Here is a 25058-nt window from a genome sequence, read left to right on the forward strand (position 1 = left end):
TTTTGTGGAAATTGCTATTTTCGCCAATCTGAACTACCAAAATCATGGTTGAGAATAGAAGTGAACCATGACCCGACGATTGAGTTGGCGACCGATGGGTGTTTCGTTGTCGCCCAGCACCACAGTTTTGCCATCATAAGTTTTGAAAGTCAATGGTTCCTTTTCACCCACCCCGATCGGTGGATCAATGCGCCGCTTGATATCTTCATATAGTTGAGGATACTTCCGTTTCACATCGCTCAGAAATTTTTCATGGAAAAATCGCGCGCGCTGTTCCGAAAGCCTCTGATTTACAGCATCGGGGCCAATCGCGCACCCATGCCCCACAAAGCGCATTCGAGTTTTATCATCTTTCAACAAGAACGGAATCCGATCCAATAAATTGGACCAATAAAAATGGTACAGCTCCTTCGCTTTGGCAAATTTGGCGATGACATAATACATTTTCTCCCGGCCAAGGATCTCCCGCTTTAGTAAAACTGTTTTAGGAAGCGTCCGAAAAGTGCGCCCAAGGCTATCAATCACAGCGATGGAATAATCCGCGCTCTGTCCGACCCAATCGGATGATTTGGTCTGGGTAGATTCCCCGAGTGACCATGAGATCTGCTGTACGATGTCGCTCGCTTTTTCGGGCAGTGAAATTTCTGTTAAATTGGTCGTCCCATTTGCTGATAATTGCAACATCGCCTGCTTTAATGGGACGACGCCTGAAATTTTTGCATCGAAATAGACTGGATGATTTTTCATTTCATCAAACAGATTTTGCAATGGACCGAAAAGCGCCTCCTCTGTTTCTGCGTCGACCATCAATTCGACGAATTTTTTATCCTGTTGAATCCATTCTGCATCCTCGGGATGCGGCGGGACTCGATAATCGGTAAGGAGGGTGTCAGAGAGGATGGTAATCTGCTCTGGTTTGACACCTAACGCGCATAGTGTGTCCCGCACTGCCATGGCGCGCTGTTTGGCAATTTCGGCTGCTTCGCCAGTTCGGAGATCTGCGCTGCCTTTCAAATAGATCATCAGCTTTGGATCTTGTTTTGCTCGTTCTGCAAACGTGGTCAAAGGTGGTGACATGATCCATTCGCGGATGAATTTCTTATCCACAACAGCGCTGTGCGCATTGAAAAACACCTTTCCGACATAAGGCAACTCGTAAATAATCCGATCGACCGTCTGAACCACGGCTGTGTCGGCGCACATTAATCGGCCTTTTGGTATGGTATAAAAAACAGCGACAGCGCGATCCAATGCCCCATGCTCTGGACCAGCCTGAAGCTGATCGCTGATTCGAGCCACAATATGGTGCATCCCTGGCTGCAAAGTCCTCCAATCGATGCTAAATGTATCCACCGCGCCGGGTTTCAAATCTGGAATAAGGAGTTGGGCTAATAAAGACTCATTCTCGTCAGAGCGAGTTGACCGCGAGCTTCCATCCGCCCAAAGTGCTCCTGTCGAATCGTAGATCGATAGCACGAGATTCTGAGCAGTCCCGATCCCAAAATTGCCGACCGCGATTTCGATTTTGCCTTGATAATCGTCCTCAGTGATCCAAGGATGATAGTCGAACGTCAGAGCAATGATTTTTGGGGCTGGTGCTGCGATGTGAAACCGTGCAATCGGATGATTTTTCATCTCAGCGAACCGAAGGTGTCGATCTTTGTCGAATGAAAATACCGCCCAATAATAATCGCCTGGCTTAAGATTGTTTAGTTCATACCATGTTTGCTGCAATGAACGATTCACCTTGAGATCGTCCTGACGATCCAAATAGTCAAATAGCTTATCATTGTCCTTTTTAGCGAGTTCGATAATTCGAGCCACTTTCAAGCTATCTGTATCAACTAGCAACCGATAGTTGATGTCGTCGAATAGATCTGGATCTCTGGTATCCTGCCATGCCAGCGTGACATTTTTCTGATCGAGCTGGGCATCGGCTGCTGGACCGGTGAGGTTAAATTGCTCTGGCCCGCTGGGAAAATGGGTAACACTCCCGTGATATGGCGCAGCGATGAGCTCGATGCTTTGATTCGAGGCAAAATCGAGACGGAGACTGTTATTGCGACCGATGATGAGATTTTTCATCATTGCATCATCCAGTTGCAAACTGGCGCCGAAGGTAAAATGGCCCAAGATATTGGGCTCAAGGCTATAGCCCATTCGCATCGAAATAAATTGGCTCCAATTGATTTCCGAACCGAAGCTGAAAAAACCTTGCTCATCCCGAACTCTGCGGTAATCGGTTCCAATGTTCAATTGCAATCCGTCATGGCTGCCCAGATTAAGCGCCAACCCAGCACGGAACATAGTGGGAAGCGGAGTCGCCACGGCGCTGTATTTTACTGGACTACCCAAATTGGTCACAGCAATGCCAGCAGAAAGGATGGTTTTGTGAAACAGATGGCTGCTGGGATTCAGCCATTGCAATTGGTCAGTCCGAAACAACAGCCCATAATCGATCATCAGACTATTTGCTTCGAATTGAGCCAGACGACTATTCAGGAATTTGATATTAGCCCCAATCGAAATATTCGGCGATAAAAAGTTGATCGGCTGCCCTAGGCTGGTGGTGATCAATAAATTATTCCCAGAAACTGGCGCAGCAGTTTCGTTAGAACTATCGAACTCGGGAATGCCCAGATAATTCACGCCAATGGCCAAACGCGTTTGTTGGCTCCAATACGTCTTTATCCGCCTTCCATAAAGGAATGAAGCATTATAGCTGTCCGCGATCCATTTCGTGTAGCTGGCCGACCATTGCCATTCTCTCAAAAAACCGGTTGCACCAGGATTCGCATAGAATGAATAGCTATAATCCAGGCCACCGGTTAAGGTTCCAGCAACACCGAGCTCTCTGGTTCCCGGCAAAAGCTTCAGATACGCCAATCCAGCGCGCACTTGCGCTAATGTCGTGGTCGGAACAATTAGTATTAGCAGAATTACTACTATGGCAATAGCTCCAAATGCTCGATATATCCGAGAAAGTTGTGCTGTCCTGTTCATTGTACGACCATCACTTTCTTCATTTGATGAAAATTGCCAGATTTTAAGGTGATTAAGTACACACCGCTTCCGATCTTTGAACCATCTTCAAGCGTCCCATTCCAATGCAAAGCGTTCCAACCAGCGGGATAGAACTGTTCTGCTAACGTCGTAACTTTTCTGCCAGCAAAATCGAACAATTCTAATCGAGCTAATCGATTGGAACTAAGCTTGAAATGAATACCGAGCGGATCGGATCGGTATGCCTCGAACACATTTCGATCGAGATAAAACATATTGCTACTTTGTACAGTGACTGCCGCCTGTGCAGTTCGTAACTTGCCATATTCATCAAGAGTGCGAAGCTCGAAGATGATAATCTCTTGCTCGGCTGAAGTAATCAACCGTGTATCTGCAAACTTTTGACTCACTTCATGCCATTGATTCGGCTCTAATTTATGAGTCGCAATAAACTCATCAGCATAAGTTGGATCGATGCTCCCGTCGGCTCGATAAACCCACAGGTCATAGCTTTCGACAGGATACGGCACTTGTACTTTGACCGTGATTTCTTCGCCAACTTCAACTTGCGGAGGAGTGGCAGCTATTTGAGGCTGCCAATCTAATGGCGGTTTGACCACGCAATAAACCGTGTCGATGGCAATGTTATTAGAAAGAAAATCTGGGTGTTCATTATCAGCCATTACCAGAGCTTTATTGATAAATAAGTAGGTGCCGATGGGCAAATCTTCCGAAACAGTGAAGTCAAATTGCAATTGAATTTTCCCATGTGCGGGCAGTTCTTCGAATTGCCATGAAATCGAGTCCGCGGTGATGATCTGCGGTGTTGGTTGAAAAAGTTTCGCCACACCGTGGGAAGGGGCGTAATTTGTCACTCGAACCGATCTGGCAGGTTCATCGCTCAGATTTATAACCGTAAGAATCCAATGCACACTTTGGCCAGCCTTAACGAAACGCAAAGTATCATCATTCACTAATGCCACGGAATCCGTAATTGCTGTTTGCCACATCCCGACATCCACTTTGCTCTCGATGGAATCCTTTGGAATCGTCACACAATAAACCGTGCTTTGGGTTGAATCATTTAGACTATTGCTATCATTCTCAGCAGTAAGCCAAGCGATATTTACCAACGGCCAGAGATTAGCTGGCAACGATTCCGCTACCTTTACTTGAAACGAAATCGTCAACGAATCGTTGGATACTAGCGAGTCGACCTGCCATACTAATTTATTTTCATCTTTGATTCGTGGTTGCAAATCGAAATCCAGCAACTGAGCAAAGTTGGGCAAAATATTTTGTATTGAAAAATCCTTGGCTGTCCCAGGTCCAAGATTCTCAATGAAAAGTTGATAATCAATAGTCCCATTTGCTGTGACCGCAGGAAAGATTTCGCCTCCAATCACAATCACCGAGTCAGCACGAACCCGCTGCTTGAGCGCTAAGTCATAATAAGTGTCACTTTGTTTATTGGGCAGGATGGCATAAACTGTGGTTGTGGCCGAATTATTTTCTAACCATGGATCCTCCGCTGCTACAATCAAACTAGTATTGAACAGCGGTGTAAAGTTCACAGCAATTGTGTCAGTTAATTGCAGGCGTAATCTGATCTCGATTTTGTCCCCAACTTTCAGAGAATCGAAATTCCAGAATAATGAATCCGTTCTCTGACTTGCCGGTCGAGGATTCATTTCAGAAATTGCTGTCAAACCAGGGACAATATTGACAACAACAAAATCTCGCGCTGGCCATGGTCCGAGATTTTGAATAGTGAGTCGATAGTCGATCATTCCGCCGGCAAGCACTACAGGGACCAAATTTTCTCCCAGGAGTGCCAGTGAATCCGTATCCACGGTTTGTTCAATCGCTAAATCATAACTGATTACTGGTGTTGGATACAGGACATGAATTGTATCGCTCGCGAGATTATTCTCTAAATTGGTCTCATTGTCTGCTGATGCTTCTACCTTGCTAATGAGCCACTCGATTTTGTTTGAGATGTCCGAAGAAAAAGCGACGCTAACAGCAATGGTCTGCTCTTGATCAGGAGCCAGATGAGCCAATTTCCAGAATAACTGATGATGTTCAAAAGCTACTGGTGGGGGCGTTGCATGAATGAACGTCACGGAATCAGGCAAAAGCTGAGAAATTTGCACATTGTCGGCGCGTCCAGCACCGTTGTTTTTAATTTTGAGCATGTATTGATATTCTTGCCCTGGCATTACCGCATTGAACGTTCGGTCTCCAATCATCACCGTCGTATCCGTCGCAGACACAAGCTGGATCGAGAGGTCAGATGGGGCTGGATACAAGACATAAACCGTATCCTGAGAGCGATTATTTTCCAAATCGTAGTCATTATCTCCCAGCAGCTCTACTTGGCTGATCAATTGCTGAAGGACGTCAGAATTGAATTCTGGAAAATGAACTACGGTAGTTATCATCCGCTCTTCATTGGGAGCGAGATTGCTGAATTGCCAAACAACCTTGGGACCCTTTGCGAACGACGGTTGCATCGAGGTGTTTGTCAGTGTAACGGAGTCTGGTAAAATTTGGGTTAGTCGCACATAACCAGCCCTTCCAGGGCCATGATTTTTGATTTTCATCTGATAGCGATAACTCTGACCAGGCATCACCGCATTGAATTTTTGATTATCAAATACGATACTCGTATCCGTAATTGAAGATAGCTGAACCGAAAGATCCGCAGGGATCGTCCCTGGGACAAAGTAGCTGCCGGTTCCTCGGAGACTGTAATTGCCGAGCTGAGGCGGCAAATTCACCGTGACATCAACCACCCGCCAAGTATTGTTACGAATTGGATCAGGAGAAAAATGAGCCAGCAAATAAAAATGTTCGATCAGATCGGCCAATCGTTGATAAATTTCGGACATTTGATCAGCAGAATAGGCCATATAAAATAATCCCCCAGTCTGGTCTGCAATCTTTCGCAAGATATCTCGGATCGTGAAATCGCCGAGACAAATTGTATAAATTGGGATATGATATTTCAAAGCACTATCAATGACGGCCTCAGCAGTGGTAGAGGAATTATTATCTCGACCATCGGTATACACAATAATCCGAGGCCGACTGGCTTCGAGTTTGGTTTGCTGAATGGCTGCCATCAGGGCATCATAAATAGCCGTTCCAAAATCTGTTTTTGCTTCGTCAATGGTCTTTATTAAAATATTTTTGTCACTGGTAAACGGCTGAACTTTAACAACTTTATGATTAAATAATATGACCCCTGCCCGATCAACTGGTCGGATTTGTTCGATATACAATCGGGCGCCAGCCTTAGCTTCGTCCAACTTCTCAGTCATGCTGGTGCTCACATCCATAACCAACATCGTGCTCGTCGGGACATGCCGGTCATGTAAAATCTCTCGAATAAGCGGTGCAGACAGTTGCTGATAAAGGTCTTGGTTCGCTGGAATCGAATGATTTTCCGCATGATATTCAATCAAAGGAGACCAGATCGATTTAACCGGCAACCCGATTTGAGCGATATCATCTGGCCCCAGCCATCTCGTGGTATCCGCCAGATCGGTCACAAAATTGCCATTGCTATCAAATACGGTAATCGTCGAAATGATCGGGTAAGGAAAATTCGGAGTTAAACCGTGGATCACAGAATCGGCCTGAATGCTGATATTTTCGATATTAACACTCAGCGCGTTTTTCGAGACGCGCGATTGAAGATCATTTTGAGCATGTAGCGCTACCCCACTATGTAGCGCCAAGGATAGGATCAATGTCATCCTCGCGATGAATTGAGCCGCAGTTTTTCTCGTTGTCGGACCCATAGCTGCTTACCCATTGTTGAATAATTGTGAAAGATGAATCTAATTTTAACCGGAACATGGAATCATTCCAGATGAAAGAATGCTCACTTTTAATTGTTCAATGAAAGCCAAATCTTATAACCCATTTCGGATCAGTAAAATTTAGCTAATTTTCTATTTCCCTTTTTTATTCAAATGAATCGCAATTCTTCAATGAAAAGGATTTTCTGATAGGTGCTGCAATTTTTCTTCGCTTCTATCAGATATAGGGACAATTTTCGTGCCAGATAATAGTGAGGATCAGTAACAGTCACGATTTTTTTGAGTTAAGAGGGGCAGCCAATAGCAAAATCGTAATTGGTGAAGACTCAAAAAGGGGTAAATTTAGCAGTGAAACATGTTAAAATATGAGACATTTAAGGCAATTGTGAACGGTTATTAAATTTTTTGCATATCTGATTTAAGAAAATTTTTTAACGATTATGGCCACATGACCTCATGAGGTAGGTATTAATCTGCTGAAAAAGCGCAGATCATCCATAGTAAACTTGTGATAGCATATGAAAATCCCCTCCCTCAGCCTGATTTGCGTTTTCGGGAACGAAATGAAGGCCGAGAAAAAGCAGATATAAAAATCGAAAATCACAAGAGTTTTTCTTTGCACCTGATAGGGTAAAAATTTCTTTTAATAAGGCAAAGCCACTGCCATTGGTGAACTTCTGGACATCTTTGGCGATTGTTAGGAAACAGTGCGTATATTAAAGACCACGCCCTTCGGATCAGGGCAGCAGAGCTGGGCGGTTTCCTTAATCCAGTTATTGGCAGGAAGTTCCGCCTCATACTGCTTGCTAATCAAGAATGGGATCAAGCTTTGCAAGGCGAACATGCAAGTGCCTTTGCCGCTGGGGATTACAATTTTTCCCTGGCCAACGACTTCAAAATAATCTCCAGGTTTAAGATTAGCGCCACATCGCTCTTTCACATCGGCAACTTCGACGATTAAATTTTTCATGATCGCCCCTCTCAAATTTTGTTATTGGATTTTGATCCTATCGATTATGAACTTCGGTCCTCGTTTAAAATAATTTAACACAAAAATTGTAATCCGGCAAGCATTATTTTCGGAACTTTTTCGCTTATTAATCAAATATAATTGGAACTTAATCTCAACAACTAAATATAAAATGCAGCAACTTTGCTGGCTCGCTCTGAAAAACATTTCTATTGATTTTTAATGCATAAAGATTTATATTCGCAGACTAATTTCTATTGGCTGATGAATATTGAACAAAATATATTGAGTGTCAAACGGCGCATCAAAAATGCATGTCAGAGGGCTGGAGTTGATGAGAACAGCATTTTATTGGTTGCGGTTTCTAAGACGGTTCCCGCAGAGATTATCAAAGAAGCGGTAGCTCATGGAATTGCTCATATCGGCGAAAATCGCGTCCAGGAGGCGGAACAAAAATTTCGCCAATTGGGCAGGATTGCCACTTGGCATCTGGTAGGACATCTCCAAACCAATAAGGTTAAAAAGGCATTGCAGCTATTCGATCTGATTCAGTCGCTCGATAGCCTTCATTTAGCTGAGGAAATCAATCGCCAAGCTTTGCGTTTGGGCCGCACCGTCGACTGCCTTGTTGAAGTGAATACCTCTGGCGAGCCATCCAAATTTGGAGTTGCGCCGACTGAATGTCAAAAGCTAATTGCCGAAATATCCCAGCTACCTGCTATTCACATCCGAGGTTTGATGACGGTTGGACCTATCTCCCCAGACCCAGAGCAGGTCCGACCCAGTTTTCGGCTGTTGCGAGAACTGAAAGAAACAATTCAGCGCCAGAATTTTCCCAATGTGTCGATGGATTATCTCTCGATGGGCATGACCAATGACTTTGAAGTTGCCATTGAAGAAGGGGCAAATATGATCCGCGTAGGACGAGCGATTTATGAACAAAGCTACACCTAAATCAATCAAGAAATCTTTTGCTGAACAAGTCAGAACGTAACAAGAGCTTGAACTATGATCCGATTGATCAGTTTTATCGCAGATGTTTACATCCTTGTCATCATTATTCGGGCGATCCTTTCTTGGATCCCCCATAATCCTTATCAGCCAATAATTAAAATTGTCTATCAGATTACCGATCCACCGCTCCGTTTCGTTCGACAGTTTATTCCACTGATTGGTGGGATCGACATTTCTCCGATCATCTTGATTTTTGCAATTTATTTGTTCGAAAAAATATTAATCATGATTTTTTAGTCCCCCTAACCAAATGTGGAGGAAAAGAGCTTGAAGTTAACTCCGTTGGATATAAAAAAGCAAGTATTCAAAAAGGTTCTCCGAGGATATGATCCGATTGAAATCGAGACCTTTTTGGAGATGGTGGCCGAGGAGTTCGAGGCTTTGATCAAAGAGCGAAATGACCTTTCTGATGAGGTATTGAAGCTTAAAACACAGCTTCGAGATTATCAGGAGGTTGAGAAGACCTTTAAGGAATCGCTCATGAATGCCCAGCAGACAATCAATCAGTCGCGCGAAAATTCCAAGCGCGAAGCCGATCTGATCATCAAAGAGGCTGAAGTTCGGGCTGAAAAGATCATCGAAAATGCGAAAATGCAATTGATCGAGATCAAAAATGAGCTTATGGTGATCAAAGCCCAGAAAGATTCATTCGCCAAGCGGTTGAGACATCTATTGGAGTCGCAATTGGAATTGCTGAGCGTCCTCGAAATTGATGATCTTGGCTTCGGTGAACCGAATACTGCTCCAAAACCAAAAGAATTGAAATATCAGATTCGGGAGCCAGCGTTTTTGGCAACGGCTTCAGATCAAAAAAAAAAGGACTCTGATGCCTCAGCCGATGAACGTCGCAAAGACGTGAAGATTTCTGATCAGTTCATTTTTTAGCAGCCCCGCAACCGAGGCAGGCATCAGCTAAAAACACTTCAGTATAATTGGCAATGTTTTTAGCGCAAGATCGTTTCAATTGAATCTGATGGAACGCTATCGGCGGATTTGAGCAAAGATAAAAGCATCTTGAAGAGTGATCGTTTCAATCCCATGCATCAGTAGTCGATTAATAAAAAAACAGAATAAGGGAGAGCAGCTATGAGAGTACAACATCAAATTCTGAATTTTTTAATTGTTTTTGGTTTTATGTTCTCAGGATGCGCCAAGCGGATCCAGTTCAGCTACGACGAAATTAAACCCAATTCCATCTTAAAAATCCAAACTGTATCAGGAAAGCTATGGAACGGGTTGGTTCAAACCAAATCATCTGATCATTTGCTTCTCAAACAGAGCCGCCTCGATGATCAATATGTGAAAATTAATCGGTCAGATATTATCCGAATCACTGGTCGCCAACCAGTTTATGATGATTTAGGGGAGGTGATCTCTGAGTGGGAGATTCAAGATCAACGCACCAATAAGAATTTAGCCCTTTACAGCATTGGCGGATTAGCGCTGAGCTTTGGTGCGAGCTTTTTTATTGGATCTTTAGTGAACCGCAGCATTGAAGATGCGGATCGGGGGCAACAGCTACTTTGGAGCACAACAGCAGCGGGGACTGCGATTGGCACTTATTTATTTGCCAGATTGGGAAGGGACAAAGATCGCCAGTTAGCAATAGAGAAAATCCGCGATCAGCGTTTTGCTGCAGCAAAGGGGAAATATGAAGAGCGAAGGAAAAAACACGAATTGATTCGACAGCAGTTAGAGAAGGAAAAGGCAGAGCAAGAGCGGCAAGCTCGGGAGTTGAAACTTCTGCAAGAACAGATAAAATCAAAAAAAGAAAAAGAAAATTAAATTGTTGTGAGGTGCAAGATTGTCGGAATTGAGAGAGAAGATTGAAGAAACGGTTCGCTATCTACGGACGAAAACCGCTGCGACACCAAGTATCGGCATTATTCTTGGGACTGGTCTGGGCGCGTTGGTGGACGATATCAACATTGAAGTGGCTATTTCTTACTCTGATATTCCAAATTTTCCCATTGCCACCGTGGAGTTTCATGCAGGAAAACTCATTTTCGGCAAGCTTTGCGGTAAATCCATCGTTGCGATGCAGGGACGCTTTCATTATTATGAAGGCTACAGCATGAAACAAATCACCTTTCCTGTGCGCGTGATGAAGTTTTTAGGGGTCAATACTTTGCTGGTTTCCAATGCTTGCGGCGGCATCAATGCCAACATGAAGCCCGGGGATATCATGCTGATCACTGATCACATCAATCTATTGGGCGACAATCCGCTCATTGGAGAGAACGACGACACACTTGGACCCCGATTCCCCGACATGTCTGAACCCTATTCGAGGAAACTCATCCAATTGACCGAGCAGATTGCTCAGCGGGAAGGGATAATAGTTAAAAAAGGCGTTTATGCTGCGATGACCGGTCCAAATCTGGAGACGGCTGCCGAATATCGCTTCCTGCGAACCATCGGCGCAGACGTGGTGGGCATGTCCACCATCCCAGAAGTTATCGTCGCTATTCATAGCGGCATGAGCGTATTGGGCTTTTCCGTGATCACCGACGCCTGTGTCCCAGAAGAGCTCAAACCAGCAAATATCCCAGAAATCATCGAGACCGCTAAGAGGGCTGAACCCAAATTAACGCTGCTGATCAAAAAAGTTGTTGAGCAACTGTAAGTAAGGCTGAAAGGCTTGGGTTCAGTGACCCAGCATGAGAATCTTGATCATCAGGAGGATTATTTTCTCAATTTAAATTTTTCATTTGAAGAGGTGATGATTGTTCCCCACGGCTTTCGGCTGGTCTGAGCATCCGATCCAATTCCCGCGCATAGTGGCAAACGATGCGCTGAGATCTATCGAAAGCGAGCAATAAATCTTTGTCGTTCGTTGATCGAATTGGACATCAAAGGGAGACTTTGACTGCTTTCCAACTTACGAGCGAAGCTATTCGATGCTGGGATGTGCAACAAAGAATCATGATTATAGTTGCAGCGGGTTGATCATTGAAAAATTTGCAGTGTAAGGAACTTCGGGACGCAAATTTCGTTACATTTGCCTCGACAAGAATTTGGTGGATCGGAATTGTTGGCAAAAAATTCGTCCAGCGTCCGATTAGCCTGAGAGGCTTAAAAATACAAATCAAATTTTGCATGTCAAATACGATCAAAATGCCATGAATTTTTGTTATGGATCGCATAAGGAGGAGCTATTGATTTATGGGAACACTCGATTTAGAGCATTATCGACAGCTCATATTGGAAAAGCGCAAGGAAATTTTTGAAGAGCTCAATGAGGGCGAATTGAAAGAATCGATTGAGGAAGGACCAGGCGAAAACTCCTATGCCTTCCATCTGGCAGATGTTGGTTCCGATAGCAATGAACGGGAAAAATCCTTTCTGGTTGCCTCAATTGAAGGAGACCTTTTGGCAGAGTTGGACGATGCATTGCAGCGAATTGAGCACGGGACATACGGGATCTGTGCGATCTGCGAGCAGCCGATCGATCCGAAACGACTGGAAGCGATCCCCTATACGAAATTATGTATTCATTGCAAGGCAAAAGAGGAGCGTGCCTGATCTGCGATCTTAGATGCGAATGACTGACGGGAAATATTCCCTCGTGCAAACTTCAACTTTTCGCACGTTTATTAATAATAAGCAAAATCGACGTTCGTCCATTTCATCGCCTCATTGGAAAAGCAAAGGGATTCTGTGTACCGATCGAACATAAAATTGCTGGGCTGGTCAGCACTCATTGTTTTCATCGATCAATTCACCAAAATGATGATCAAACAATCTATGCACGAGGGAGAGCATAGAGAGATCATCGCGAATATTCTGAGACTTACCTATGTGAAAAATCCTGGCATGGCATTTGGCATCCAGATTGGAGGGAATCTTTTTTATACCATTTTTGCGTCAATTGCCTGCATTATCATTCTGGTCTATTTCTTTCGGCTGCGCCCTGAAAATTTCTGGGCCCGGTTTGCGTTGGCTTCGATCCTTGGGGGAGCCATTGGAAACTTAATCGACCGTTTCCGTTTCCAAGAGGTCGTCGACTTCATTGATTTTGTCATCATCCATTGGCCAGTGTTTAATGTCGCTGACATCGCTGTGTTCATCGGCATGACCATCTTGATCATCGTCGTTATCTTCGATAAGGATCATGGAGAAACCGAGGAGGAGCAATTGGAAATCAGCTAGATTGTTTCGATTGAACCAGCCTGGTAAATGAACATGGAAATTGCATGTTTTCATCGCAATCACGAATTATGCCATGAATGCGACTCAAACTCCCGATAGTTCTACCAAGGTGATCGTCGTATCAGTAGATCAGACACCAGATCGGATCGATCACTACCTCTCAAAACAAGTGGAACGCCTCACCCGTTCTCGCATCCAAAAATTGATCAAAGATGGCAAAGTTACCGTAGATCAGGAAGTCGTCAAACCGAGTTATAAAATTAAACCGGGCCAAACTATTATCATCACCTTCCCACCACCGCCGACTTATGAACTCATCCCCCAGGAAATTAATTTGAATATCATTTATGAAGATGAAAGTCTGCTGGTGATCAATAAGCAAGCTGGACTAGTGATGCATCCTGCTTATGCCAATGTCAGCGGAACACTTGTCAATGCATTATTATTTCATAGCCAGAGCCTCTCGACTTTGAGCGGCATTTACCGCCCTGGAATTGTCCATCGTTTGGACAAAGATACTTCTGGGCTATTGGTCATCGCCAAAAACGACTTTGTTCATGCCAAATTGGCCGAGCAATTCTCTCAGCGTACGATTCTGCGGGAATACCGAGCTCTGGTCTGGGGGCACTTCAAACAGAAAACTGGCCGAATCGAAACGCTCATCAACCGCAGCCTTCGAGACCGAACACGGATGACAATCTCCGCTACCACAGGGAAACCAGCAATTACGAATTATGAGGTGCTGGAGGAGTATCCGTTGATCTCCTTGCTGCGAGTGAGGCTAGAAACTGGGAGAACGCACCAGATTCGAGTGCATCTGGCTTCGAAGGGTCATCCAGTGCTCGGAGATCCCACCTATGGTGGCCGAGGCAAGCAGGTGCCGAAGTTTAATCAACAGGATCAGAAGATTGCTTTGCAATTGCTTCGCATGATGCCGCGACAGGCGCTTCATGCGAAAACATTGGGATTTGTTCATCCAGAGACTGGACAACAACTGCTATTTGATTCGGATTTGCCAGAAGATATTCAGCAGGTCATCAATTTTCTTGAAAAGCTAAAAGCTTCTAGGCAAAATACGAGCTATAAAGGATAAGATGCCTCCTCAGTTGCCCCTAATAAGAATCTGTAATTCACCACGGTGGATCTCCATTATTCGAGAACCAAATGATCAAAATTTCGCCTGAAAATAAGTCATCATCATCCGCTCCTTTTGCCTGATTTTTTCAAAAAGTCGCGGTAAGGCTTCGTCATTTTTACAATAAATCACTGGCCAATTCTGCTAATTTGGATCGCTCTCCCTTTTCAAGGGTGATGTGACCGTAAATGTTCTGTCCCTGCATTTTTTCGATCAAATAGCTGAGGCCGTTCGATTGGCTATCCAGGTAAGGATGGTCGATCTGAAATATATCCCCGGTGAACACCATTTTTGTGCCTTCACCTGCGCGAGTAATAATGGTCTTGATCTCGTGGGGGGTCAAATTTTGCGCTTCGTCCACAATGAAATAGACCTGCACCAGGCTCCGTCCCCTAATATAAGCGAGCGGTGTGATCACCAGCTTCTCTTCCTCCAGTAGTTCCTCAATCTTCTTGTGTTTTGGGTCTGACTTCGCAAATTGGTTTTTGATCACTCCGAGATTATCATAGAGCGGCTGCATATAAGGATCGAGCTTGGATTTAATATCCCCAGGCAAATAACCAATGTCCTTATTGCTCAATGGCACGATTGGCCGCGCCAGGTAAATTTGTCGATACAGCCTCCGCTTCTCCAGGGCAGCAGCCAGCGCAAGTAACGTCTTCCCGGTCCCAGCCTTGCCAGAAAGCGTTACCAACTGGATCTCGGGATTCATCAACAATTGGAGCGCGAATATTTGTTCAGCATTTCTTGGGACAATTCCGTAAACTGGCACCTTATCCACCCGTTTAATCGTCTGGGAATGCGGGTCGAAGTAACCTAACGCCGATTTTTTTCCATCTCTCAAGATGAGGTTTTCATTCGGCACCAGGGGACTATCGAGTGGAATGCCTGAGACCTCGACTTCAAACGGTGACCGGTACATTTGATCGATAAGCTGTTCCGGAACGTTCTCGACGATGCGTCTTCCTTTATATAACTGCGAAATATCACGAACGTGATCTGAGGTGTAATCTTGAGCCATTAACCCGATCGCTTTAGCCTTCATCCGCAAATTGACATCTTTGGAAACCAAAATTAGTGGTCGCCGCGGTTCTGATTTAGCGAGAAGAAAGGCCGTGTTCAAAATATGATGATCTGGCTTATTGGGCGAGAAATTGAATGCCAGTTCCTCGTGAAACTTCTGCTCCAATTTGATGGTAATCTTTCCCAGACCCGGCCCGATCTCTACCCCATTGTCAAAAATCTGATCCCCACTGAGCGAGTCCAGCGACCGCAAAAACTCCCGTGCATGGTAGTTCAGTGTCTCATTTCCCTTTTTAAATTGATCCAATTCCTCCAAAACAGATATCGGAATCACGACATCATGCTCTTGAAACTGATAAATGCATGAACTGTCATGAAGTATCACATTGGTATCAAGAACAAAAATTTTTTTCTTTTTCTGCTTCATGAGTAAATTTCCACAATCAAGACCATTCGATTTGGCATCATGCCCCGCTTTTTATTGATGCAAGTTCCGTCCTTTGCCTTTAAAATTTTTGATGAATTGATCATAATTTGCACATTTTGTTCTTGCCTTAATACTGATCGTCCATCGGGATATTTTCAAGAACCTCAGACCTCAGATCACGGTTAGGGGCAAATCTGGCTTGGCATAGCTCAATCGCGCCAACCGGCGGGTAATGTGATAGCAATCAAGTCCGCTTACCGCAACGGTCTCAGCAAGCTCCAAATCCACATATCCATCGTCCTTCAAACATTCCCGCGGCAGAAACGTTTCAACGATTGATCCAACGACGAAAATCGTATCATTGGCTTTAATATGATACTCCTCTTCATATTTCACACCCAATTTTATCAGACTTTCTTTGACATACGGCGCTGGATGTGCTGGGCTGAAATCTGGCGTTAACTGAACTGCATCGAACTCGGAAACATCGCGGTCATAGCGGGCGGCAGTTTGATGTGCGTTTTTAAAGAAGGATTGATGAACATGGTTAATGGTGTAGTAACCGCTTGCCTGGATATTCTCATACGTATGCCGTGCCACCGTCACTGGCCGAAATATTAATCCGATCAAAGGGGGACTGGCACCGATATGTACAGCAGATGAAAATATAGCAAGATTGAGCTTACCATCTGGAGAGATACTCCCTATCAGATTAGCGCTTTTAAATCCAGTGAGCGAATTGATAAAATTCGTCCGAAAACGTTTTTCCATCTCTTGAATTTCTTCTCGATTGAAATGGACTATTTCCATAATTAACTCCTCATTCTAGATAAAAAAGTCTGATTTTAAAGCCAAATATTCTTCTTGGTCTACCTCTTCGTTGCAACCGTCGCCTGCTGGTGCCCAAAAATTAAAACCCCCAATTATTCCTTTGAATATGCAACTTCTCGTTAGAGCGAGACCTTTACTGGCTTTAACAACATCAGATTTCAAGCGAATCATATTGACAAGATTCGAATCGTAATTGGCCTGTTTAAAATTGATTTCAATATTTATTTATCCGCAACAATCCAAGAAATATAATTCCCATCAGTCTCGATCCGTGCTGATATCCCAAGCTCTTGCAGCATGGTTCTAATTTTTTCTGGGGGAACAAAATGGCTTCGCATCAAAAATAATTTCTCAGCAATGGCAACGAGCTTTACGGCAAAATGATGGATATTCGGTTCTTCTATGACCAACCGGCCGCCGGGCTTTAGGACCCGAATCAATTCAGAAAGAGAACGCCTATGATCGCACAAATGATGAAATGCATCTACCATCACAATTCGGCTGAAGGTGGCATCACGGAACGGGAGCAACTCAATATGCGAGCGAACTGGCACCAGAGCTCCTTTGTTCTTCGTTTGCTGCAACATCCGTTGCGACAAATCACAAACAATCACCCCATCGACCATAGTGCTCATTTGCCCAGAAACCCTACCAGTTCCACCAGCTGCGTCCAGCAGCCAGCCAACGGCTGGCAGTTGGAGAATTTCAATCAGCCGATCGTGCGATTGCATGCCGATAAATCGATCGTAAAATGAAGCTATTAAATCAAAATGATCAATCATTGAAATCTGCTCTCTATTCGACTTTTAATGAATCAGCTCTCTACGATAGCAACTGGCTTAATATTTTTTTCATTCGGCGACCATAAAGCAATTTTCTCACTTAAAAACAACAGGTCTTATTTTCCCGCACGACCGCACGGATTAGGGTTAATTTTGGGTTCCGATGAAGGCGACTCTCCATTATTGTCTATAAGTAATTCTTCTCCAACATCCAAAAACCGAGCAGCCATCATTTTTGCCGCAATCTTGCCCACCAAGTGACAAAAAGTCTTGCTAAAGTAGGACGATATTGTGTTGTCGACAGAGCTGGATCATTTCATCAGGCCAGATGCCAGCCTGAATTTCACCAATATGGGCTTTACGCAAATAGAACATGCATAGCCGCGATTGTCCAATTCCACCGCCAATAGATAACGGTAGCTCACCTGAAAGCAATCGGCGATGAAACATTAAAGATTTTCGATCCAGGCTATTGGTCAATTGAAGCTGGCGTTCTAGACCTTCAGGATCCACACGAATTCCCATCGAAGATAATTCATAGGCCATATCCAATAACGGATAATAAACAAGAATATCGCCATTAAGGCCGTGATAGCCGTTCGATGTCGGGGTTGACCAGTCATCATAATCGGGCGCTCGGCCATCGTGGGGTTGTCCATTTTTCAGTTTTGCCCCAATACCAATTAAAAACACGCTACCATATTTCTTGCAAATTGCTCTCTCTCGCTCTGCGGGCGATAGATCTGGATATTGATCTAACAATTCCTCACTGTGGATAAAAGTGATGTCCTCTGCTAAAATTGGCTTAATGGCGCTATATTGTTGAGCCACATATTTTTCAGTTCTTTTAATTACCTCATAAATTTTTCGAACAATCCTCTTCAGAAAATCGAGATTTCGCTGCGCCGGAGAGATGACCAACTCCCAGTCCCATTGATCCACATACAGAGAATGCAGATTATCCAGAATTTCATCTGGCCTTATGGCATTCATATCAGTGTACAGGCCTTCCCCTTGTTTAAAACCGTAATCGGCCAATACCATCCGTTTCCACTTAGCGAGGGATTGAACAACCTCGACTTCCATATTATCCATGGCTTTGACGCGAAACGATACTGGCTTTTCGATCCCATTCAAGTCATCATTAATCCCCGTTCCAGCCCTAACAAACAGCGGAGCCGTCACCCGAATCAGGTTGAGCTCCACTGCAAGATTAATCTGGAAAAATTCCTTAATCAATCGAATGGCTTTTTCTGTTTCTTTGAGACCGAGTATCGGGGTGTAGTGGTTCGGAGGGATGAAGCGCGCCATCATAAAGACTATGTCTCCTCTTTTGAATACAAAATTTACTATCGCTTTCCTGAGGTCATCTGGGCAAGGAATTAAACTAAGGTGGCGAACCCGTTCGTAGATTCGATCTGCCTAGTGATGACGGTCGGTTGATTTTTCGCTTGATTTTTCGTTTTTTTAATGGTAATATATAATACAACTTTTTTGTTCATAAGCAACATTTTTCTTCATTGCCTTACATCAATCTTGATGAATGCCTGATCTGAGCATCCGAATAATTTCAAATTTGTGAGTCATGCTTGAATCCATGCACTTCATTCGAACATAGATTACTCGATTCAAATACCAAATTTTGCTGCCCTAAAATTGTCCAATATGAAGTGGCCGAAAATTGGTCACAAAAATCGATAGCGCCAAAAAAGACAGAAAATTCATTTTTGAAATCTCATTAGATTCAAAGTAGTTACAACAAAGAAATTTTTTTGGCAAGAAAGTTGCTATCTGGCTAACAGTATTGTTCATTTAAAAATTGGTGATTTTGGGGCGGCAGAGCAAAAATCCGATCGATATCATCAAAATAAGAAGGATTAAATCGTGAAACAATTTTTGAAATTTTTGATCAGTCTGCTCTCGCTGCCATTTTTGGTCCCATGGTTTGTGGCGGATAAATTTTTCGAATTGTTCTTTCAGCCTATCATTTTTAAACGCTATAGACTCCCAATTTCGCGCACAAAGCGATGGATATTAAAAACGATCAAGTGGGTTTTGCCGTTCGGATTTATTGGGTATCTGGTTATTAAGACCATCGGCTTTTTTAAGCATTATTTGAGCTTTTGGGCTGGGCTCAAACATCTGCCATGGTTGTTCGCTTATATCTACAACACCGATATTCGACCAATTCTGGTCTGGCTGGCAAGACCAGTGAATCATCTGATATACTATCTGGGTGGCGGCAATATTTTCCCAGATGTATTAGATTTTTTCTGGTCATTCTATCTGTGTTCGATTCCCATTCTGTTCATTGTCAATCTGGTTTATCGCTCGATTAAAACGTATGTGACGATCAATCGGGCGGTCTCGCTGCGCAACAAAGCGGTTCGGGAGGTGAATATTGTCAAATTTTCTGAGGCAGCCCAGTCCGATGAGGTATTTTTGGGATTGGATTTGAACCGCAGCAGTCAGCCGTTCTATGTCAAGCGAAACTGGCTCAAAGGTCATATTCAGGTGATCGGTGGCCCAGGGACGGGCAAGACAGAAAGCATCGTGCAGCCGATATGGTTTCAGGAGATGAGACGCAATGTGGCGACGATCGTATTAGATGGCAAGGCATCCAGCCGCAACATCGATCGCTTTTACACCATTGCGACCTCGCTTGCGCAGGCACAGGATATTTTATACTTCAACCCTACGGATCCAGTGCGCTCTGCCACTTATAATCCGTTGCTTCGAGGCACAGTGAGCGAAGTGAAACAGAAGATCATGGCCAGTATTAATTGGGCAGAACATTCGGTCGAAAGCCGTGATCGCCTGGATTCAGCTTTAGACATCTTTCTCCGCGCTATGGAGGAAACAAAAGTCTATTTTAATCTCCGAGAATTGCTGGAATATTTTCAATCGCGTGGGTATGTGGGCCGACAAAGTGAACGGGTCAATGATTATTATATAAAAAATGGCTTAAAAGAGATCTTCGCGAACTTCGCTGCATTTCAGTCCAGCACATCATTTTTCACTGCATTGTTGCGGGACATTTTTCAATCGAGTTACGGACAATTATTAATCACAGATAAACCAGAAATCGATATCGTTCGCATTTATCAGAATCATAAGGATTGTTATTTCACGCTTCCGTTTCAACAGAATGAGGCAACGACCCGTTTCTTGGGTCAATTGATCCTTCAGGACATTCAACATTGTTTTCATCATATCGCATTGAATTTGGGCGATAGCAGTCCTGCGGAAGGGCTTTTAATTATCGATGAGCTGGCGAAATTTGTCAGCCCGTATTTCTTGAAATTGCTGGAAGCCAGTCGCAATGTGGGGGTCAGCGTATGTTATACAAATCAAACTTTGGCGGAACTGGATAATCCAGCATTAAATTTGTCAAAAATTTTTATCGATCAATTGGCTGAACAAACCAATATCGTTTGTTGTTTTCAACTTGGAAGTCCGGAGAGCATTCAAATGATGTTAAATCGTTTCGGGAAGACAGCATCCTCAGCAAATGGCACCAGCAAAGGATTTAACTTCAATGATCCAAATTTGCTTAAATACCTGGATATCGGAAAATGCGTCGTTTTTATTCGGCGTCCCCATTATGTCACGGTGCTGAAAACTGGATATTTTAAGTTTGACAAACTGATTCGATTTGGAGGGACAAAAGAGGGAACTGTTGGCAATTGATTGAATCATGAGAGCTCCTTAACCAGTTGCACATCTTAGCAGAGACTAAGCACAAACTTCGAAGTTGTGCCAAGTATCTGATAGGATCAAAAATTGGTCTAGATGCCAAAAATCTGATATTGAATAACTCATTTTTAATTACAAACTGATTTAGGCCGATTAATTCATCAAATTGATTATTCAACACGTCTCATTATTCCATTCCACATTCAATGAAGGTCGGATGAAGGATTAATATTCGCTAAAAATCAGAGTTCAACGAAGCAATGTGAGCTTCTTTAATAATAGAATATCTTTAGCTGAGTGGCTCAAAAAGATGAAACTGGAGCCAAGGCTGAAAGCAGTTAATGAATGCTAGGCTGGATCGTTTGCGGAGCGGTCCTGCCAAGGCATATGCTGTGGGTCAAATGTTTTGTTTTAGGAGGACAGTCATGCAAACAGTCTTACAAGCACTTCAAAATGTCATCAATTATCTCATATTGTTTGCCTCGCCCATTCTGGTCATCGCGCTTATCATGGCTGGGTTCAATATGGCCAGTTCAGATAGCAGCCGGCATGAGAAGGCAAAACGCCAGCTCATCGGCATTGGCATTGCCGCTATTCTGATCTTTGGGGCCCGGTTCATTGTCCCAGCTCTGATCTCACTCGTCCCTGGTTCTTCTTTCTAAACAACATTAGCGTTTCCCGGCAGAAGCTGCCGACCAATGTTGGGGTCGCTTCTGCCTCGATCGGGACACTTTGCAAGCGTCGATTGCAAGTCCGCACGAAGCTTCGGTGCCAGACCATCCAAGATACCCTGATAAGACTTCTAAATGTATCGAATATTCATGTATGGTTTAGGAGAAGACTGCTGGCTCAACCGAACCGCGGGATAAGTGCTAAGGGGGATAGCATGCTCAATAAATTAACCAACGCAAACCTGTATCCCCAGATAGGACTCAGAACAAAAAGCCATGGCTCTATCAAGGCTAGTGCTCTATGAAAAGAATTATCTTTTTATGGTGCGGTGTTACTTGAAATTCTGCTTTAGTTGGTATCCCGAGTGCGGCTTGAATGGACGGTCTTGAACATTTGACGCAATGGGATCAGAACAAATCCTCTCAACAAGTTTTATAGAGCAATTACATGCATATCTTTATGAGCTTATCAAGGAATTTTATCGATAATTTTGGAAAACCATGATCGAAAAATGCTATCGTGACATTCAAAGTCGGGGGCAACTCGCTGGGCTCAGCTTAGTCGAAGTGTTCATTTTGTTGGGCGTACCTATTTTATTATTCCCCATTTTTACGTTGTTAAAACTGAGCTTTGGCATCATATTGATCATCGACATTTTGCTATATGCATTATTTCGATTTGCGGCACGCTCATCCCAATTCGATTATGGGCTTTTTTCATTTTTTTATTTCCAATTTATTTGGCCGAGGCACTTATCCGCTTTTGGCGCTGATGAAAAAATATATTTGAAAGAGGATGAAGAAAAATTATTAAATGCCTTAGGGAATAACCAGTCAAATTCTCATTCGGACAGTCATCGCATCGGGCGCACTGGCTAAGCGTATTCAAGCGACTCAGATCCTGCCGGAGGGCCAATCATCCGGATTACCGAAAAATCGTCCAATGGAATTTTTCATAGCATCATTTAGTTTAGGAATCAGATTTATCTTATGAATTATACCAAACTGACAGAACGAGAAGCCTATCGATACCGGGCTACGCTGCCAAAATATTTGCCGTACCTTGATATTCTTGATAAATTCATCATCAAAAAGAACGGCAACTTCGTGGCTGGCTTCGAAATCGAGACGCTGGATAACATGGGTCTATCGAGTGACGATTATGAGATGATTGCTCTGACCTTCGAAAACGCACTGAATAGTTTGGATCAAAAGGTCAATTTGCAATTTTATTACACATTCGATTACTACCCTTACGCTGAGGATTTCGTTTACACCGATGACCCAATATTGAATTATTTCAAATTTCACCGGCATCAATATCTATCTTTTTATAAGTACCTCAAATGTCGCACTTACTTGTTCGTCGATTTTGATGCAGCGACTTCATTTCGAACGCCGTTCAATATTTCGCTATCTAATGGGACGGTTGTGCAACGGTTTAAATCAGAGCACGAGCGACAGGTGGCAGCTCGAGAACAAGACATCAAATCGCTCAAAGCCAATTTCGAAAATAGTGGCATCATTTTGCGCCGATTGAATGACAGCGAGCTGGCCGAGATCCTTTATCAATCGATCAATTTGACGAACGAGCCATTCGATCGTCCCATTGATAGCCTGGCGCTCAATAGCCAATTGTCAGCCAATGACTACAGTGTCGAACGGGGATTTCTCAAAATTGGAAGTCAGTACGTGGCATGCCTTTCTTTGAGCTTGCTGCCCGAGGTCACTCGGTCGCATCATCTTTACAATAATATCCCGTTACCCTATATTTTTCCGCTATTGCATAATTTGCCTTTTCCACATCGGGTGGTGCTGTCGTGTCAGAACGCCGATATGGAAAAAGAAGTAAACCGACTGTCTCGCAAACTCAATTTCACCCGCTTTTTGATGAACTTTTCCCAGAACAAAGAGGGGCGTCGCAGTGAAATTCGCTATCGGGAATTGAACGAGCTGTTGGACGAAATTTATCATAAGCATAAAAAGCTGGCCTCACTAAGCTTGACGGTCGTGCTCTACGATACCGATATCGATCGACTGAATGAAAAGATCAATCGGACCAATCTGGCGTTCAGCAATATCGACAAGAGTCAGGCAGTACTGGAAACGCTAGACATTCTGCCGATCTATATGAGCTGCCTGCCGGGCAATTCCGAAGAAAATTATCATCGGCTATTGGTCAAAACGTCCAATGCCGCGCAATTCATTTGTGTGAGCAACTTCAACCGTGGTCATCATCGCGGCGTTGTGGTGAAAAACCGGAATAATGAGCCAATTTTATTTGACTATTTTGATCCTCGGCTCAATAGCTGGAACGCCATTATTATTGGACCCACCGGGACTGGCAAAAGCTATCTTATGCAGGCATTGTTATTACAATTGCTGGAACAGGGGGTGAAAGTATTTGGATTGGATGTTGGGGGTGTCGGAAATATCGGCGGCAGTTATAAAAAAATGATCACGCTTCTGAATGGTAGGTATATTGAGCTCAATATTGATCATCCGATTCCGCTGAACCCATTCGCCCTAATTAAAGACAATTTCGATACCAAAAAGCAATTATTTCTCCGAGCGTTCCTCGAGAAGCTCATTTTGGAGCGCGAGGAGAAATCTATCTCGAAGGTGGAGCAAGCATTCATCAGCAAAGTATTGGAAAAATACGTCGCCGAATACAAGGGGACTCGCAATCTGAAGACCTTTGTCGAATTTTTTGCCAAGCAGCGTGATGAAGAAGGTTATGTTGATGTAAAACTGTTGGCCCGAAAGATGTATATATATACGCATGGCGAATACAGTCGCTTCCTCTGCGCCGATGAAATGATCGACATCAAAGAAGATCTCGTCTGCTTCGATCTGAAAGGGCTCGAAAATCATCCTGATCTTCAGGGCATCATCGCAATCATCATCACTGGCCTATTGTGGGATTTGATGGAGCGCAACCTCAATCATCAGAAAGTCATTTTCGCCGATGAGCTGTGGAAGGTGCTTGGGGACAACTCGACCATTGGTCATTTGGTGGTTGAGCTATTTCGGACGTCTCGAAAGATGGGAGCTGGCATCTTCGCGATTTCTCAGTCAATCGATGACATTGAATCAGTCAGTTTCTCGACGCCGATCAAAGATAATGCGCTCAACCATTTTATTTTGGCGCACAAGCCGAAACAATTGGAGTCGCTGGCGCGGGCTTTTGGTTACACCGATCATCAGTTGGCCCTGATCGCTAGCCTCCGCCGAGGCGAGTTTTTCTTGGATCGCGATGGCCGAATTACCGTGCTGAAAATCGACACCAGCCAATACGACCATTATCTTTTCACCACCAATCGCCAGGAAAATAACGAGCTGGAGCAGAATCTAATCAAATATGAGGGCAACTTATTAAAGGCAATTGATCAATTAGCCAAGAAAAAGGTGCTGTCGAAAGATGCGGTTTTGGTTTGATCAGGAATCCGACAAATGCGATATTATCTCAATCGCATTCTATTCGGAATCGAAACCATTAAAGGCCATAGATTGGATCGCTTCGC

Annotated in this window: 19 protein-coding genes; 12 read left to right on the forward strand and 7 right to left on the reverse strand. The window is 43.8% G+C overall.

Features of this window, described 5'->3' with window-relative positions:
* Positions 1-42 precede the first annotated feature (42 nt).
* The 3 genes from ONB37_05150 to ONB37_05160 all read right to left on the reverse strand — a co-directional run bounded on the left by ONB37_05150 (position 43) and on the right by ONB37_05160 (position 7803).
* The gene (locus tag ONB37_05150; protein MDZ7399534.1) at positions 43-3003 is read right to left on the reverse strand and encodes a PorV/PorQ family protein; all 2961 of its coding nucleotides are present in this window, start codon (positions 3001-3003) and stop codon (positions 43-45) included.
* Entirely contained in the window at positions 3000-6812 is a 3813-nt protein-coding gene (locus ONB37_05155) for a VWA domain-containing protein (protein MDZ7399535.1), read from the reverse strand. Before ONB37_05155 ends, ONB37_05150 begins: the two co-directional genes overlap by 4 nt.
* A 718-nt stretch (positions 6813-7530) precedes the next feature.
* Positions 7531-7803 carry a TIGR04076 family protein gene (locus ONB37_05160; protein ID MDZ7399536.1) on the reverse strand — a complete coding sequence of 91 codons (273 nt, stop codon included), beginning with the start codon at positions 7801-7803 and terminating at the stop codon, positions 7531-7533.
* Between the two features lie 222 nt (positions 7804-8025).
* Between ONB37_05160 and ONB37_05165 the strand changes: the two genes are divergently transcribed.
* From ONB37_05165 to ONB37_05200, 8 genes are all read left to right on the forward strand, one after another.
* Positions 8026-8757 carry a YggS family pyridoxal phosphate-dependent enzyme gene (locus tag ONB37_05165; protein MDZ7399537.1) on the forward strand — a complete coding sequence of 244 codons (732 nt, stop codon included), beginning with the start codon at positions 8026-8028 and terminating at the stop codon, positions 8755-8757.
* A 54-nt stretch (positions 8758-8811) separates the two neighbouring features.
* Entirely contained in the window at positions 8812-9054 is a 243-nt protein-coding gene (locus tag ONB37_05170; GenBank protein ID MDZ7399538.1) for a YggT family protein, read from the forward strand.
* Positions 9055-9084: 30 nt separating this feature from the next.
* Complete coding sequence (locus ONB37_05175; protein MDZ7399539.1) at positions 9085-9702, forward strand: DivIVA domain-containing protein; 618 nt, start codon at positions 9085-9087, stop codon at positions 9700-9702.
* Positions 9703-9903: 201 nt separating this feature from the next.
* Positions 9904-10602, forward strand: coding sequence for a hypothetical protein (locus ONB37_05180; GenBank protein MDZ7399540.1), 699 nt, complete (start codon positions 9904-9906; stop codon positions 10600-10602).
* A gap of 19 nt (positions 10603-10621) precedes the next feature.
* Positions 10622-11443 carry a purine-nucleoside phosphorylase gene (locus ONB37_05185; GenBank protein ID MDZ7399541.1) on the forward strand — a complete coding sequence of 274 codons (822 nt, stop codon included), beginning with the start codon at positions 10622-10624 and terminating at the stop codon, positions 11441-11443.
* A 539-nt stretch (positions 11444-11982) separates the two neighbouring features.
* Positions 11983-12342 (forward strand): TraR/DksA C4-type zinc finger protein, encoded by a 360-nt coding sequence (locus ONB37_05190; protein ID MDZ7399542.1) that lies wholly within the window; start codon positions 11983-11985, stop codon positions 12340-12342.
* Between the two features lie 135 nt (positions 12343-12477).
* Positions 12478-12969: a signal peptidase II gene (gene lspA, locus ONB37_05195; protein MDZ7399543.1), complete on the forward strand. Its 492-nt coding sequence runs from the start codon at positions 12478-12480 to the stop codon at positions 12967-12969.
* A 73-nt stretch (positions 12970-13042) separates the two neighbouring features.
* On the forward strand, positions 13043-14062 hold the full coding sequence (locus ONB37_05200; protein MDZ7399544.1) for an RluA family pseudouridine synthase: 1020 nt from the start codon (positions 13043-13045) through the stop codon (positions 14060-14062).
* Between the two features lie 160 nt (positions 14063-14222).
* On the opposite strand, the gene ONB37_05205 is transcribed toward ONB37_05200, so the two are convergent.
* The 4 genes from ONB37_05205 to asnA form a co-directional block, all read right to left on the reverse strand.
* Positions 14223-15554, reverse strand: a complete 1332-nt coding sequence (locus ONB37_05205; protein ID MDZ7399545.1) for a PhoH family protein — start codon at positions 15552-15554, stop codon at positions 14223-14225.
* A 171-nt stretch (positions 15555-15725) separates the two neighbouring features.
* A complete protein-coding gene (locus tag ONB37_05210; GenBank protein MDZ7399546.1) occupies positions 15726-16364 on the reverse strand; it encodes a flavin reductase family protein in 639 nt (212 codons plus the stop codon).
* A gap of 242 nt (positions 16365-16606) precedes the next feature.
* Positions 16607-17167 carry a class I SAM-dependent methyltransferase gene (locus ONB37_05215; protein MDZ7399547.1) on the reverse strand — a complete coding sequence of 187 codons (561 nt, stop codon included), beginning with the start codon at positions 17165-17167 and terminating at the stop codon, positions 16607-16609.
* A gap of 273 nt (positions 17168-17440) precedes the next feature.
* Entirely contained in the window at positions 17441-18478 is a 1038-nt protein-coding gene (asnA, locus tag ONB37_05220; GenBank protein MDZ7399548.1) for an aspartate--ammonia ligase, read from the reverse strand.
* Between the two features lie 573 nt (positions 18479-19051).
* Between asnA and ONB37_05225 the strand changes: the two genes are divergently transcribed.
* From ONB37_05225 to ONB37_05240, 4 genes are all read left to right on the forward strand, one after another.
* Positions 19052-20857, forward strand: a complete 1806-nt coding sequence (locus ONB37_05225; protein MDZ7399549.1) for a type IV secretory system conjugative DNA transfer family protein — start codon at positions 19052-19054, stop codon at positions 20855-20857.
* A gap of 407 nt (positions 20858-21264) precedes the next feature.
* Positions 21265-21525, forward strand: coding sequence for a TrbC/VirB2 family protein (locus ONB37_05230; GenBank protein MDZ7399550.1), 261 nt, complete (start codon positions 21265-21267; stop codon positions 21523-21525).
* A gap of 510 nt (positions 21526-22035) precedes the next feature.
* Complete coding sequence (locus tag ONB37_05235; protein MDZ7399551.1) at positions 22036-22413, forward strand: hypothetical protein; 378 nt, start codon at positions 22036-22038, stop codon at positions 22411-22413.
* 111 nt (positions 22414-22524) lie between these two features.
* Complete coding sequence (locus tag ONB37_05240) at positions 22525-24972, forward strand: ATP-binding protein (GenBank protein MDZ7399552.1); 2448 nt, start codon at positions 22525-22527, stop codon at positions 24970-24972.
* The last annotated feature ends 86 nt before the right edge of the window (positions 24973-25058 follow it).

It is taken from the genome of candidate division KSB1 bacterium, assembly GCA_034506395.1.
Classification (GTDB): domain Bacteria; phylum Zhuqueibacterota; class Zhuqueibacteria; order Thermofontimicrobiales; family Thermofontimicrobiaceae; genus Thermofontimicrobium.

What these genes read in the sequence shown, in the direction of transcription:
- ONB37_05150 (MDZ7399534.1), bottom strand. Translation starts at nt 3,003, where the DNA reads ATGAACAGGACAGCACAACTTTCTCGGATATATCGAGCATTTGGAGCT.
- ONB37_05155 (MDZ7399535.1), bottom strand. Translation starts at nt 6,812, where the DNA reads ATGGGTCCGACAACGAGAAAAACTGCGGCTCAATTCATCGCGAGGATG.
- ONB37_05160 (MDZ7399536.1), bottom strand. Translation starts at nt 7,803, where the DNA reads ATGAAAAATTTAATCGTCGAAGTTGCCGATGTGAAAGAGCGATGTGGC.
- ONB37_05165 (MDZ7399537.1), top strand. Translation starts at nt 8,026, where the DNA reads ATGCATAAAGATTTATATTCGCAGACTAATTTCTATTGGCTGATGAAT.
- ONB37_05170 (MDZ7399538.1), top strand. Translation starts at nt 8,812, where the DNA reads ATGATCCGATTGATCAGTTTTATCGCAGATGTTTACATCCTTGTCATC.
- ONB37_05180 (MDZ7399540.1), top strand. Translation starts at nt 9,904, where the DNA reads ATGAGAGTACAACATCAAATTCTGAATTTTTTAATTGTTTTTGGTTTT.
- ONB37_05190 (MDZ7399542.1), top strand. Translation starts at nt 11,983, where the DNA reads ATGGGAACACTCGATTTAGAGCATTATCGACAGCTCATATTGGAAAAG.
- ONB37_05200 (MDZ7399544.1), top strand. Translation starts at nt 13,043, where the DNA reads ATGAATGCGACTCAAACTCCCGATAGTTCTACCAAGGTGATCGTCGTA.
- ONB37_05205 (MDZ7399545.1), bottom strand. Translation starts at nt 15,554, where the DNA reads ATGAAGCAGAAAAAGAAAAAAATTTTTGTTCTTGATACCAATGTGATA.
- ONB37_05210 (MDZ7399546.1), bottom strand. Translation starts at nt 16,364, where the DNA reads ATGGAAATAGTCCATTTCAATCGAGAAGAAATTCAAGAGATGGAAAAA.
- ONB37_05215 (MDZ7399547.1), bottom strand. Translation starts at nt 17,167, where the DNA reads ATGATTGATCATTTTGATTTAATAGCTTCATTTTACGATCGATTTATC.
- asnA (MDZ7399548.1), bottom strand. Translation starts at nt 18,478, where the DNA reads ATGGCGCGCTTCATCCCTCCGAACCACTACACCCCGATACTCGGTCTC.
- ONB37_05230 (MDZ7399550.1), top strand. Translation starts at nt 21,265, where the DNA reads ATGTTTTGTTTTAGGAGGACAGTCATGCAAACAGTCTTACAAGCACTT.
- ONB37_05235 (MDZ7399551.1), top strand. Translation starts at nt 22,036, where the DNA reads ATGATCGAAAAATGCTATCGTGACATTCAAAGTCGGGGGCAACTCGCT.
- ONB37_05240 (MDZ7399552.1), top strand. Translation starts at nt 22,525, where the DNA reads ATGAATTATACCAAACTGACAGAACGAGAAGCCTATCGATACCGGGCT.